14 protein-coding genes and 2 pseudogenes are annotated in these 12,632 nt (G+C 63.6%); 12 read left to right on the forward strand and 4 right to left on the reverse strand.

Translation table 11 applies throughout. The features are described from left to right. Positions 1-102 precede the first annotated feature (102 nt). A complete protein-coding gene (locus ACQR03_RS30170) occupies positions 103-621 on the forward strand; it encodes a hypothetical protein (protein WP_434842196.1) in 519 nt (172 codons plus the stop codon). 103 nt (positions 622-724) lie between these two features. Here the strand turns inward: ACQR03_RS30170 and ACQR03_RS30175 are convergent, their stop codons facing one another. The 4 genes from ACQR03_RS30175 to ACQR03_RS30190 all read right to left on the reverse strand — a co-directional run bounded on the left by ACQR03_RS30175 (position 725) and on the right by ACQR03_RS30190 (position 3,156). After that, on the reverse strand, positions 725-1,084 hold the full coding sequence (locus tag ACQR03_RS30175; RefSeq protein WP_434842195.1) for a hypothetical protein: 360 nt from the start codon (positions 1,082-1,084) through the stop codon (positions 725-727). A 243-nt stretch (positions 1,085-1,327) separates the two neighbouring features. Further along, complete coding sequence (locus tag ACQR03_RS30180; RefSeq protein ID WP_434842194.1) at positions 1,328-1,939, reverse strand: cell envelope biogenesis protein TolA; 612 nt, start codon at positions 1,937-1,939, stop codon at positions 1,328-1,330. 27 nt (positions 1,940-1,966) lie between these two features. Next, positions 1,967-2,188 (reverse strand): hypothetical protein, encoded by a 222-nt coding sequence (locus ACQR03_RS30185; protein WP_434842193.1) that lies wholly within the window; start codon positions 2,186-2,188, stop codon positions 1,967-1,969. A gap of 44 nt (positions 2,189-2,232) precedes the next feature. Next, positions 2,233-3,156 (reverse strand): Ku protein, encoded by a 924-nt coding sequence (locus ACQR03_RS30190; protein WP_434842192.1) that lies wholly within the window; start codon positions 3,154-3,156, stop codon positions 2,233-2,235. Positions 3,157-3,322: 166 nt separating this feature from the next. Here ACQR03_RS30190 and ACQR03_RS30195 point away from each other — a divergent pair, with 166 nt between their 5' ends. From ACQR03_RS30195 to ACQR03_RS30245, 11 genes and pseudogenes are all read left to right on the forward strand, one after another. Then, the gene (locus tag ACQR03_RS30195) at positions 3,323-3,694 is read left to right on the forward strand and encodes a hypothetical protein (protein ID WP_434842191.1); all 372 of its coding nucleotides are present in this window, start codon (positions 3,323-3,325) and stop codon (positions 3,692-3,694) included. 30 nt (positions 3,695-3,724) lie between these two features. Beyond that, a complete protein-coding gene (locus tag ACQR03_RS30200) occupies positions 3,725-4,174 on the forward strand; it encodes a hypothetical protein (RefSeq protein ID WP_434842190.1) in 450 nt (149 codons plus the stop codon). 2 nt (positions 4,175-4,176) lie between these two features. Beyond that, complete coding sequence (locus ACQR03_RS30205; protein ID WP_434842189.1) at positions 4,177-4,905, forward strand: SOS response-associated peptidase; 729 nt, start codon at positions 4,177-4,179, stop codon at positions 4,903-4,905. Positions 4,906-5,075: 170 nt separating this feature from the next. After that, entirely contained in the window at positions 5,076-5,348 is a 273-nt protein-coding gene (locus ACQR03_RS30210) for a hypothetical protein (RefSeq protein WP_434842188.1), read from the forward strand. A 38-nt stretch (positions 5,349-5,386) separates the two neighbouring features. After that, positions 5,387-6,283 (forward strand): annotated as a pseudogene (dinB, locus tag ACQR03_RS30215) (DNA polymerase IV); the annotation flags it as partial. Between the two features lies 1 nt (position 6,284). Next, a pseudogene (locus ACQR03_RS30220) lies at positions 6,285-6,452 on the forward strand (metal-sensing transcriptional repressor); the annotation flags it as partial. A gap of 77 nt (positions 6,453-6,529) precedes the next feature. Next, positions 6,530-6,898 (forward strand): hypothetical protein, encoded by a 369-nt coding sequence (locus ACQR03_RS30225; RefSeq protein ID WP_434842212.1) that lies wholly within the window; start codon positions 6,530-6,532, stop codon positions 6,896-6,898. Between the two features lie 98 nt (positions 6,899-6,996). Next, positions 6,997-7,389 carry a FixH family protein gene (locus tag ACQR03_RS30230; protein WP_434842187.1) on the forward strand — a complete coding sequence of 131 codons (393 nt, stop codon included), beginning with the start codon at positions 6,997-6,999 and terminating at the stop codon, positions 7,387-7,389. Positions 7,390-7,472: 83 nt separating this feature from the next. Beyond that, the gene (locus tag ACQR03_RS30235) at positions 7,473-8,900 is read left to right on the forward strand and encodes an efflux RND transporter periplasmic adaptor subunit (RefSeq protein ID WP_434842186.1); all 1,428 of its coding nucleotides are present in this window, start codon (positions 7,473-7,475) and stop codon (positions 8,898-8,900) included. Beyond that, a complete protein-coding gene (locus tag ACQR03_RS30240; RefSeq protein ID WP_434842185.1) occupies positions 8,897-12,082 on the forward strand; it encodes an efflux RND transporter permease subunit in 3,186 nt (1,061 codons plus the stop codon). Before ACQR03_RS30235 ends, ACQR03_RS30240 begins: the two co-directional genes overlap by 4 nt. 145 nt (positions 12,083-12,227) lie before the next feature. Continuing rightward, positions 12,228-12,608: a hypothetical protein gene (locus ACQR03_RS30245; protein WP_434842184.1), complete on the forward strand. Its 381-nt coding sequence runs from the start codon at positions 12,228-12,230 to the stop codon at positions 12,606-12,608. Positions 12,609-12,632 lie beyond the last annotated feature (24 nt).

Consider the following 12,632-nt stretch of genomic DNA (forward strand, 5'->3'; position numbering starts at 1 on the left):
AGCGATCAATTGTTGGCAATTGCGGGGGGGCGGGACCGAGTTGGGTGACCGGCTGGCCGGGTCAGCCAAGAGGCGGAATAGGCCTGTTCATGGAGTGCTGAGATGAATTCGAGAACGCGCAGAGAGCGGGAAGGGGGCCGTGAGGTCAACCAACCGTTTGTCGAGCGGCCATTCGCCAGCCGCTGGTCCGAGGAGGCGGCCGCAGCAGCCCGCCTAGCCCCCGGGGTGGTGATCGGGCCGTACTTGCCGCAGGTGGATGTGAATGACCCGGCCTCGGTTCGCGCCGCCCTGGCAAACGAGCCTTTTGGTCATCTGATTCCGGACGAAGCTATCGAGAAATTGTGTCGCGAGGGGCATGGGGCCGACCTCTTTCGCCACCGATATCCGACCTGGCGCTATGGGATCGATCCGGTCACCTACCCTTGCTTTCTGTTGCCTCCGACAATCGAGGAGCTAGAGGCGATAGAGGATAAGGTTAATCTCGCTTCGCTCATTCGGGATCTTGATATTCGGGGTACCACGCCGCGTATTCGAGCATTGATCCGTTCGACTGTGGAGCCCGAGTGGTCGTGGCTCGGGGAGATCGTTCAAGATCACCTCGGCGTGGTCGAAGAGGACTAGCTGCTTCGCCTTATTTTTAAGGCGCATGAGAATGCCTCTGGCCCTAGCTTTCCCACAGATCTGGACGAACCCTTCGTCGCAGGGAAGGAAAGTTGGCCTTGACCTATGGCCCGCTTTTCGTGAGTCCACGAATGAAGCGGGATGCCTCTTCCGGATCACTGAATGCTTCCCTGACATCAAACTCGTTGCTCGATTTTCTTGAAATCGGTTCAGACATCGCCTTTCGTTCCACGAGGGGAGGATTGCGATCCTTCAGCTTGCGCAATAAGGCAACGAAGCCGTCGAGGCCACGTTCGGGCCGAGCCTCTCGATCGCCATCCATGAAGATCGTCCCTTTGCCTGGATAGAAATTGTAAGGGCCAACCTTGATCTGGTATTCGGACGTTTGCTTGTGGCGGATGCGTTCGGTGCGAAGCCGTTTCAGAGCAGAGTTCATTTCTGGGCTGTTGCGTGCATGATCCATGCTCATCTCCTGCATTGATGGTTCTCTGCGCAAAGCGCAGAGGGGAAGGTGTTGTGAAGGGTAGGTAGGTAGGTGGGTGGGTGGGTGGGTGGAGGGGTAGGTGGAGAGAGGGACAGTCAGACAGACGGAGGGTAACTTCCCTCTAAACTGATATAGCGCCGGGTCAGCAGATGACCTCAGGAGGTTGAGGCCAATATTGCGCAATGGGGGGAGCGATATACGCCCAGAACAACCTCGTTCGGCCTACTCTCGCGCACGCCGCAGCAGGGCTTGCAGCCGCTCTCTTTCCTTTTGCCATCGGTCCTCCTCGACCCGCGAACGCTTCTCGAGAGCCTCGACCTCGGCTTGAATGACCGCGCCCCTCTTCGCGTGTTTGCGCTCAGCCTGGTCCAGTGCCGCTTGCGCTTTGGTCATCGCCTTCTCCCGCCGTTCGCGATCCCTTTCTCGGGCGGCCTCTTCTCGCCGGCGCTCGGCTTCGCGGCGTTTCCGCTCCTTCTCGAAGTCGGCCGCGGCCTTTCGGGCTTCTCGTTCGTCGATCTTGGGAGCAGCTCGCTTCGCCGGATTCGGCCGATGTCTTTCGCGCCGAGCCCGGTTCTCGCCGGATCCCAGGTCGGACGGGAGATCGGAGTGCTCGGCGAAGCGCCCGTTCGATCCCGCCGGGCGCTTGAGCACTACGCCTGGTTTCGACATCGTCGCGGCGACCACGTCGGGGTCGTCCGTTTCCTTGGCGACACCCTGATGGAAGAGATTGCTGCCAGCACCCCAGGCCTCGAGCGCCGCCTTCATCGATGGCGCCGCGATCGCGAGATCGTAGAAGCCCAGCGACGTCTGAAATGTCTTGAGCTTCCTTGCCATGGATCTCGGCAGCCCCGCGGCCTCGTCCTAGCGCCGGCGCGCGACCCAGGTGCCGAGTAGGAATGCGACGAAGAGCGAGGACAATGGGGCCTGCACCGTCACCTTGCGCAGCCGCTCGGCCCAGCGCAGCGCCGCCTCGGTCGAAGGCTGGCGCAGCGACCTTCGGATCTCCGCTGGCTCCGTCTGGCCGCTCGGCTGCGGTGCACCGATGGCGTCCTGATCGTCGATCAGGCCAGAGGCTTCGGTCATCGCGGAAGCTTCTTTCATATCTACGCGGTCCTCCTATTCCGACCTCAGGCTGACTTCCGCTGCGGCTTGGCCGCCGGCTTCTTCGCCGCCGTGTCCTTGGGTTTCTTGCCCTCGATCGGCATCAGCATCTCCTTCTGACCAACCGATGCCTTGCGCGGTTTCTTGGCCGGCTTTGCGGCCTTCGCCGGCGCGGCTTCCCGGCCGACGCTCCGTCGCAGCGCCTCCATCAGGTCGACCACGTTGGTCGCCGCGGGCCGCTCTTTCGGAGTGATCGGCTTGCCGGCGCGCTTCTTGTTGATCAGATCGATCAGCGCGGCTTCGTAGTGGTCCTCGAATTTCTCAGGATCGAAGCTGCCGGCCTTTTGATTCACGATGTGCTTCGCAAGGTCGAGCATGTCCTTGGTGATTTTAACGTTCTGGATCTCATCGAAGTATTCCTGTTCGCCGCGCACTTCGTAGGGATAGCGGAGCAGCGTGCCGACGAGACCCTTGTCGAGCGGTTCAAGCGCGATGATGTGCTCGCGGTTGGTCAGCACCACCCGCCCGATCGCGACCTTGTCCATCTCGCGGATGGTCTCGCGGATCACGGCGAAAGCGTCGTGGCCGACCTTGCCGTCGGGGCGCAAGTAGTACGGTCGGATCAGGTAGCGGGGGTCGATGTCGGCCTTGTCGACGAATTCGTCGATCTCGATGGTGCGCGTGGACTCGAGCGCGATCTCCTCGAGCTCCTCCTTGGTCACCTCGATGAACTGGTCCTTCTCGAGCTGGTAGCCCTTGACGATGTCCTCGTTGGGCACCTCGCCGCCGGTGTCGGCGTCGACCTTCAGGTACTTGATGCGGTGCCCGGTCTGCCGGTTGAGCTGGTTGAACGAGATCTTCTCGCTCTCGGAGGTGGCCGGGTAGAGCGCGACCGGACAGGTCACCAGGGACAGACGCAAAAAACCTTTCCAGTTGGCACGGGGGGCCATGAAACGCGGTACTCCGAAACAAAGGTGGCCGGATTCAAGACGAACGGCAGACCATGGTTCCGACAGCCTGGATACGACGCAAGATCATTTTTTCTGGCCGGGACTCGACTCTCATGTTCTTGTTATGTTCTAATCGGACATGACCGATCGATCCTCGAGCTGGCGAATGCCGACCCCCAAGCAGATGGAAAAGATGGCTGCTCCTGTCGGCAGAAACGTGCCGCGGCAGCGAGGATTGGCTCCGGAGGATGATCTGCCGCCGGAATACTGGCGGGCGCTTCTGGCTGACCCCCGGGTCGATGGCAAGTCGGCAGGCGCCTCCGCGGGGACACTGCGGCTGAGCCAAATTCCTCAACATATTCTACGGGTAGCCTGTCGCCGGTGCGCCAGGGTGGTCGAGATCCAGAAAATAGACGCCGCCCGCCTCTATGGTCCGGACGCGCTCTGGAAGGATGTCGGCCAGCGGCTGTTGGACAATACCTGCACCCAGCGGACCGGGCGCCATGAGGAAGACGGCTGCTGGCCTGCGTTCGAGTAGTCGCCAGCGCGGCCGGAACTGGATGCTGCCATGGCACCGAAGCATCACCCGACGCCCCTCTCCGGAGGAGACCGCAAGGCGCTCACCAAGGAGCTCGGCCGAGCACGCGCGATGACGACGATCCTCGCAGGACAGGCCGCCGAAGCCCGGACCAAAGGCGAAGCCCTCATCCGTCAGGCGGACAAGTTGCTCTGCGAATCCTGGAACGAGCGCATGTGGGCGGATGGCGGGCCCATCGACCCATCGCCGACGGTCGACCAAGCCATCAACGGGGGCTTTGCCTCGCTCGAGATCGAATGCTCGCGCTGCAAGACGAAACGGGACGTCGATCTGGCGGCGCTGCGTCATCCGCCGACCACATTTGTCCACGACTTGGCCAGCCGGCTCCGCTGCAGCAAATGTGCTAAGGCCGGCCGTCGGCCGTCCGCTACGCTGCTGCAACTGATGTCGCGCCCCCGCCTCGTCGCTCCGGAGACTTGATCGTGTGCAATCTCTACTCGATGACAAAAAACGTCGACGCGATCCGTCGCCTGTTCGGCGCACTGAACAGCCACGTCGGCAACCTGCCGTCGATGCCTGGCATTTTTCCCGACTATCCCGCACCGATCGTGCGTAACGGTGCCGAGGCACGCGAGATTTTCATGGCGCGCTGGGGCATGCCGAGCTCGCAGCGGGCCCAGATGGACGCGACAAAAAAGCGCGCGGAGAAATTGCAGGCGAAGGGCAAGACCGTCGACTTCAAGGAATTGCTCCGGATGGAGCCAGACGGCGGCACGACGAACATCAGGAATGTCGGCAGCGCCCATTGGAAGCGGTGGCTAGATCCGGGGCATCGGTGCCTTGTGCCATTTACGTCCTTTTCCGAGTACGACACGATCGACGGCAAGAAAGTGCCGGTCTGGTTCGCTCTGGACGAGACGCGGCCTCTAATCGCATTCGCCGGGCTTTGGACCAATTGGACCAGTGTGCGCAAGGCGAAGGAAGGCGAGATCACCGCCGACGTCTTCGGATTCCTCACCTGCGAGCCGAACGCGGAGGTCAAGCGCGTCCATCCCAAGGCGATGCCGGTAATCCTGACGACGGCGGAGGAGTACGAGGTCTGGCTCCGCGCCCCTTGGGACCAGGCGAAGTCGCTGCAGCGGCCCCTACCGGATGGCTCCCTGCGGATTGTCGCCACGGGCGAGAAGGAAGACCCGGCGCTGGCCGCGTGAGCGAGGCAATTTGGTGGCAAGCTGCTGCCAAATCGGAGTTCGCAGCTGTGCATAGGGCGGCGGAACACGTGGACAAGCGGTCGCTCCAGCGATTTCGAATCCCTGCCCTGTGCTAACCGCCGGGAACGACGCGGACGGCACAAGGATTCGTCCCGGCGGGAGCGATCTCGATGCTGATGACCAACGAGAGACGACCGGCGATCCGGACGCTGCGCGGCTGGGCGACCTCCGTGCTGCAGGAAGCGGGCGCCATCCGCGAATGTGAGGAGCACGGCTGGATTCAAGATCGCGCCGACCCGCACGCCCGCGATCGCGCCTATGATATCGCTCGTCGGGATCCGCCGGCAGGCGTTTCTCCCGACGAAGCCACAGATGCGATCACGGAGCTCTTGGATTCGGTCGGCGATACCTGCCCCGAGTGTCCACCCAAGGACTTGGTCTAAGCCGCGACGGCTGGACGGCAAACGTCTATGACCTAGTGATGGTCCGGTCCGATCCAGAGCAAGGCGACTGGAACGCGCCTCACCGCAAGATCATCCATATCGACATGGATGCGTTCTATGCGTCCGTGGAACAGCGCGATAATCCGGACCTGCGCGGAAAGCCGGTCGCGGTGGGCGGCTCGGCAGAGCGCGGGGTCGTGGCGGCCGCGAGCTACGAAGCCCGCAAATTCGGAGTTCGATCTGCAATGCCGTCGGTGACAGCGAAGCGACAGTGTCCCGACCTGATCTTCGTTAGGCCGCGCTTCGAGGTCTACAAGGCGATCAGCCGGCAAATCCGCGAGATCTTCGCCGAGCACACGACGATCATCGAACCTCTGTCGCTCGACGAGGCCTATTTGGACGTCACCGAAAATCTTCAAGGCATCCCACTCGCCAGGGACATCGCATTGCGCATCCGCGAGAAGATCAAGGCGGAGACCGGCCTCAACGCTTCGGCCGGCATCTCGTACAACAAATTTCTGGCGAAGCTCGCTTCCGATCACCGCAAGCCCGATGGTCAGTTCGTCATCTCGCCGGAGATGGGGCCAGCCTTCGTGGAGACGCTTCCTGTAGGCAAATTCCACGGGATAGGTCCCGCAACGAGCGCTAAGATGAACGCCTTGGGCATATTCACCGGTCTCGACATGCGCAACCAGACGCTGCAGTTCATGAACGCGAACTTCGGTAAGTCGGGCGCCTACTACTATTGGATTTCACGCGGCGTCGACGAAAGGCCTGTTCGAGCCAACCGGATCCGGAAGTCCGTCGGCGCGGAGAATACGTTCTCGACCGACCTTACCGAAGCCGACGCCATGATCGCCGAACTCGAGCCGCTGATCGACAAGGTCTGGCGACATTGCGAATCGGTCGGTACGCGTGGGCGAACGGTGACGCTTCCGTTCCGCGCTCCGCCGGGTCGAGGAAGAGATTCTTAAGGATCACGTGGCCCATTGCGTGGAACACGCGATCCATAGCGGCGACAAGGCCGATCAGCGCCGTAAGATCGCCGAATTGATGGACGTGGTCGGTCGGGTGGATAGGCCGGCTACAGTCACGAATGCTTGAGCGGGATCAAGGCCTGCGTCCCGCACCGGAATATGCTAGCTAAGTCGCGCTGCGGCCCGAAAGGTAAGTCGATCACGATGCGGCTCGTCCGTACCATCTTCGCGTTTGCGATCGCCGTCTCGCTGGCGATGCTGCCGCTCGGCGCGTCCGCCGCCGGCTACGCGACGTCGTCGGATGACATGCACGCGACCATGCACATGACGGGCGGCGACGACATGTCGATGGACGATTGCTGTCCGGACGGCATGAAGGGCACGACCTCCCACAAGGATGGCTACAAGTGCGGGATGGGTTTCTGCTGCATCGGCGGGACTCTCGCGCTTGGTGAAATCCGAGGCCTTGGCTTCGAGTTTCTCTTCCTTCCGGCGAGCAAGATCGCCATTCCCGCGGATCAGGTGGTGTCCTACCGCGGCGGCAGTCCGCCCTTCCGACCTCCTCGAGTCTGATCTCGCAAGACCCGGCGCGCGCGCACGCTTGCTCGCGACGACGCCTGCCGTGCGCGCATGTCGTGCCACGGCCGAGATCAGATCATGAGGACAGGAAAATGCTTTCCAAAATCACGACCGCGGCTCTCGCCGCAACCCTTTCGCTTGCCGCTTCAGTCGCATTGGCGGGCGCCGGCGACTACACGTTCGAGCCGGTCAATCCGGAGATGAAGAAGGGCGACGACGTCACGCTGGCCGTGCGTCTGACCAACAAGCAGACCGGCAAGCCGGTGGCGGACGCCGTCATCTTCAAGACCCGCGTCGACATGGCGCCAGACGGGATGGCCGAGATGGAATCGGCGGTCTCGCCGCTGCCGTCCAAGGAGCCGGGCGTATACGCCTTCAAGACCGACCTGCCGATGGCCGGTCGCTACCAGGTCACGCTGTCTGCGAAAGTGCAGGGCGAGCCTGAGACGGTCACCGGCAAGGTGATCGTCAAGGCGACGAATTGAGCCTTCGGGCGCTGCCCGACGGCGCCCGAACTTCTCTCTCCCATTCACATGGACGCGCGCCCCGAGCGCGCGGGTAGCACACCATGAACACGCAGCGTCTTCTGACGGCACTCGCACTGACGGCCGGCACGGTCCTCGGCGCCACCTGGTACGCGAGCGGCGAGCGTTGGTCCGTCCATGCCGAGGCGCCCGCGGCCGCCTCCACGGACCGAACTCCGCTCTACTTCCGCGATCCGAGCGGCGCGCCCCTCTGGTCGGCCGGCCCCAAGAAGGACGATCGCGGGCGGGACTACCTGCCGGTCTACGACGACGATCAGGCTGCGCCCGAGCCGGCGAAGCCGAAGCAACAGGCGGATTCTTCGCGCAAGATCCTTTATTACCGGAATCCCATGGGCCTGCCCGACACCTCCCCGGTGCCGAAGAAGGATTCCATGGGGATGAACTACGTGCCCGTCTACGAAGGCGACGACGTCGACGACGGTACCGTGAGGCTTTCGCCGGGGAAGATTCAGCGCACGGGCGTGAAATCCGAGCCCGTCGAGCGGCGCGCGGTCCAGGTCTCGGTGAAGGCGCCCGGCACGATCCAGTTGGACGAGCGCCGCGTGTCCGTGATCGCCATGCGGGCCGAAAGCTTCGTCCAGAAGGTCGCCGACGTGACCACCGGCACCCGCGTGAAGGCGGGCCAGCCGCTGATGCAGATCTACAGTTCGGCGGTCGCGTCCGCCGCGGCGGAATATCTGGCGACCATCACCTCCAAGACAGTCGGCGGCGTCGAAATGTACGGCCGCGGGTCGCGCCAGCGGCTTACGAACCTCGACGTCCCCGAACAAGTCATCGCCGAGATGGAGAAGTCCCACGTTGCGCCTGTGACCGTGCAGTGGTCGGCGCCGCGCGACGGCATCGTACTTGAGCGCAACGCGATCGAAGGCATGCGGGCCAACCCCGGCGACGTGCTGTTCCGGATCGCCGACACCTCGGTGGTGTGGGCCTTGGTGGACGTGGCCGAACGCGATCTCGGCGACATCGCGGTGGGTCAGCCGGTGACGGTACGCGCACGGAGCTTTGCCGGTCGAACCTTCGCCGGCAAGATCGCCGTCGTCTATCCGCAGGTGAACCGCGATACCCGAACTGTTCGCGTCCGGATCGAACTCGCCAATCCGGACGCGGCGCTGCTGCCCGACATGTACGTCGATGCCAACATCGACACCGCCGATTCCGCGCCCGTCCTGGCTGTACCCGAAAGTTCTGTGCTCGATACCGGCAGCCGCCAGGCCGTTCTCGTCGACAAGGGGGAAGGTCGCTTCGAGCCCCGTGCAATCAAACTCGGGCGCAGAGGCGGCGGCTACGTCGAGGTGCGGGACGGTCTTGCCGCGGGCGAAGCCGTGGTTACGTCCGCCAACTTCCTGATCGATGCGGAAAGCAACCTGAAGGCGGCGCTAAAGGGCTTCGCCGAAGCCGGCGCCTCGCAGCCCGAAGGTGCGTCCCCCAGCCGCATGGGAGAACCCAAATGATCTCCCGCATCATTGCCTGGTCGGCGCGCAACCTGCTGCTGGTGCTGTTCGGCACCGGCTTCGCGGCCGCCGCGGGCCTGTACGCCTTGGTCCACCTTCCACTCGACGCGATCCCGGATCTCTCGGACACCCAGGTGATCGTCTACACCGAATACCCGGGCCAGGCCCCGCAGGTGATCGAGGATCAGGTAACCTATCCGCTGACGACGGCCATGCTGACGGTGCCGAAATCGAAGGTGGTGCGCGGTTTCTCGTTCTTCGGGGTGTCGTTCGTCTACGTGATCTTCGAGGACGGGACGGACATCTACTGGGCGCGCTCGCGCGTGATGGAATTCCTGAACAGCGCCACGTCGAGGCTCCCGGCGGGCGTGACCCCGGCGATCGGCCCTGACGCCACAGGCGTCGGCTGGGTCTACCAGTACGCCGTCATGTCCAAGGAGCTGAACCTCGCCGAGACGCGCACCATCCAGGACTGGAATCTGAAATTCGCGCTGGCCAAGGCCGAAGGCGTGGCCGAGGTCGCCAGCATCGGCGGCTTCGTGAAGCAGTACAACGTGGTCCTCGACCCGCAGCGAATGCGGGACCGCGGGATCAGCATGCAGAAAATCCGGGAGGCGATCCGCGCTTCGAACGCGGACGTCGGCGGCCGGACCGTGGAGCTGTCCGAGTTCGAGTACGTCATCCGCGGCAAAGGTTACATCAAGAGCATCGACGATCTCGGTAACATCGTGCTGAAGACCAGCAACGGCACGCCGGTGCTGCTGCGCGATGTGGCCACCGTCGAACTCGGTCCGGACGAGCGACGGGGCATCGCGGAACTGAACGGGGAGGGCGAGGTCGCCAGCGGCATCGTGCTGCAGCGCTTCGGGGTCAACGCGCTCGACGTGATCGAGAACGTCAAGAAGCGGTTCAAGGAGATCGCGAGCAGCCTGCCGAAATCCGTCGAGATCGTCCCGGTCTACGACCGCTCCAACCTGATCTACGCCGCCATCGACACCCTCAAGCACACGCTTCTCGAGGAGAGCATCGTCGTGGCGCTCGTCTGCGTGGTCTTCCTGCTGCATGTCCGCAGCGCGCTCGTCGCCATCCTGATGCTGCCGGTCGGCGTCCTGATGGCGTTCGGCGCCATGAAGCTGCTCGGGCTCGGCTCCAACATCATGAGCCTCGGCGGGATCGCGATCGCGATCGGCGCCATGGTGGACGCGGCGATCGTGATGATCGAGAACGCCCACAAACACCTCGAGCGGGCGAAGCCCGGTGAGTCCCGCGTCCAGATCCTGATCGATGCTGCGTCCGAGGTCGGCCCTGCGCTGTTCTTCAGCCTGCTGGTCATCACCGTGTCGTTCATGCCGATCTTCACGCTGGAATCGCAGGAGGGACGGCTGTTCAGCCCGCTGGCGTTCACCAAGACGTTCTCGATGGCCGCAGCGGCGCTCTTGTCCGTCACGTTGGTCCCGGCGCTGATGGTGATCTTCGTCCGCGGCAAAATCGTCCCGGAAAGCAGGAATTTCATCAACCGCTTCCTGATCTGGGTCTACCGGCCCGTCATCAGGGGCGTGCTGCGGGCCAAGACGCTGGTGATCCTCGCGTCGTTGGTGGTCCTCGCCGGCACGGTCTGGCCGGCCCGTCAGCTCGGCACCGAGTTCATGCCGGCGCTGAACGAGGGGACGCTGCTCTACATGCCGACGACGTTGCCCGGCATCTCAGTCACGAAGGCGGCCGAGCTGATGCAGACGCAGGACCGGATCATCAAGTCCTTTCCGGAGGTCGCGTCGGTCTACGGCAAGGCGGGACGGGCGGCGACAGCGACCGACCCGGCCCCGACGGAGATGTTCGAAACCGTGGTCAATCTGAAGCCGAAGGAGCAGTGGCGACCGGGCATCACCGTCGACAGCCTGATCGCCGAGATGGACAAGGCATTGCAGTTTCCCGGTGTCTCGAACGCCTGGACCATGCCGATCAAGGCGCGCATCGACATGCTGTCGACGGGCATCCGCACGCCGATCGGCGTGAAGGTGATGGGCACGGACCTCGTAGAGATCGACAGGCTCGCCAGGCAGGTCGAGCGCGTCGTCAAGGCGGTGCCCGGGACTTCCTCTGCCTATGCGGAACGGGGTATCGGCGGCTACTATCTCGAGATCGCGCCGGACCGCGAGGCGCTCGCCCGCTACGGGATACTGATCCAGGACGTCCAGGACACCATCGCGACCGCGCTCGGCGGCCAGACGGTCACGACGACGGTCGAAGGCCGGCAGCGGTTCACCGTGAACATGCGCTATCCGCGCGACCTCCGCGACAACCCGAAGGCCATCGCGAGCGACATCCTGGTGCCGATGCCGGCGGGCGGCGCCGTGCCGCTCGGGGAGGTGGCGAAGGTCGAGCCCGCGCGCGGGCCGACGTCGATCCGGACCGAGAACGGGCAGCTTGCGACCTACATTTACATCGACATCCGGGATCGCGACATCGGAAGCTACGTCGCGGACGCGCAGCGCGCGGTCAGCGACAGCATCCAGTTTCCCGCCGGCTACTACGTGGTCTGGAGCGGACAGTACGAATATCTGCAGCGGGCCGCCGCACGGCTGAAGATCGTGGTGCCGGTGACGCTGACGATCATCTTCCTGCTGCTGTACCTGAACTTCAGGGCCATGACCGAGACCCTGATCGTGATGCTGTCGCTGCCGTTCGCGCTGGTCGGAGGCATCTGGATGATGTGGTGGCTCGGCTTCAACCTGTCCGTCGCGGTCGCGGTCGGATTCACCGCTCTGGCGGGCGTCGCCGCCGAGACGGGCGTCGTGATGCTAATCTACCTCGATCACGCTCTGGCCGAGATCAGGGCGAGGCGAAGCGCCGAGCGCCGCGCTCTCACTCGGCAGGATCTCCATGGCGCGATCATGGAGGGCGCCGTCGAGCGGGTCCGCCCCAAGATGATGACCGTGGTCGCCATCATGGCGGGCCTACTGCCGATCATGTGGAGCACTGGGACCGGCTCCGAAATCATGCAGCGCATCGCGGTGCCAATGATCGGGGGCATGCTTTCGTCGACCCTGCTCACGCTGATCGTGATCCCCGCCATTTTCGGGCTGGTGAAGGGCTCCCGCATGCCACCTGCGGACAATCTAGGCCCGCCGGTGAAGACGATAGCGACCGTAACGAACTTGCGCATCCCGGAGCCTGCTGATTGAGATGAGTGGCCAGAAACGCCGCGGGTGATTGACAGTCCAGGCCAGGGCCAAGGCCGGTGATCCTCTGCTCAATCGTGTGCACCGCACCCTGCGGGCCGGAATTTGTGATAGTGTTCGCTCCAGGTCCTTGCTATCCGTGACCTCGATGAAACGGCAGACTGGCCATAGCTCTCGCGCCTTCGCACCCGCCTTTCGCGGGCTGCTGACAGTGCTGCTCACGGTTACCTACGTCATGATCGGATTTGCAGGGGAAATCTCCTGCGCCAGCGAGACGCTCGCGAGCGCCGATCCGATTGAGCTTGCTGACGTGCCCGCCAAGGCAGACCAGGGCAAGACAGACCAAGGATCAAAGAAGCCAGTTACCGTTGTCGATCATTGCTACACCTGTGTTCCCCTGCTGATTCCGCCGCCGGTCCTTGTTGCCGAGCCGGCCGCAAAATCGGTGCCCCCGGCATACGCCACGCCGACGTTCCTCCTCGAGGATCAGCCGGGACTCGATACTCCGCCGCCCAAATACCGGACCTAAGCATCTCCTCCGAGCGCGCGAGCG

Source organism: Bradyrhizobium sp. HKCCYLS3070 (assembly GCF_051167575.1).
GTDB lineage: Bacteria > Pseudomonadota > Alphaproteobacteria > Rhizobiales > Xanthobacteraceae > Bradyrhizobium.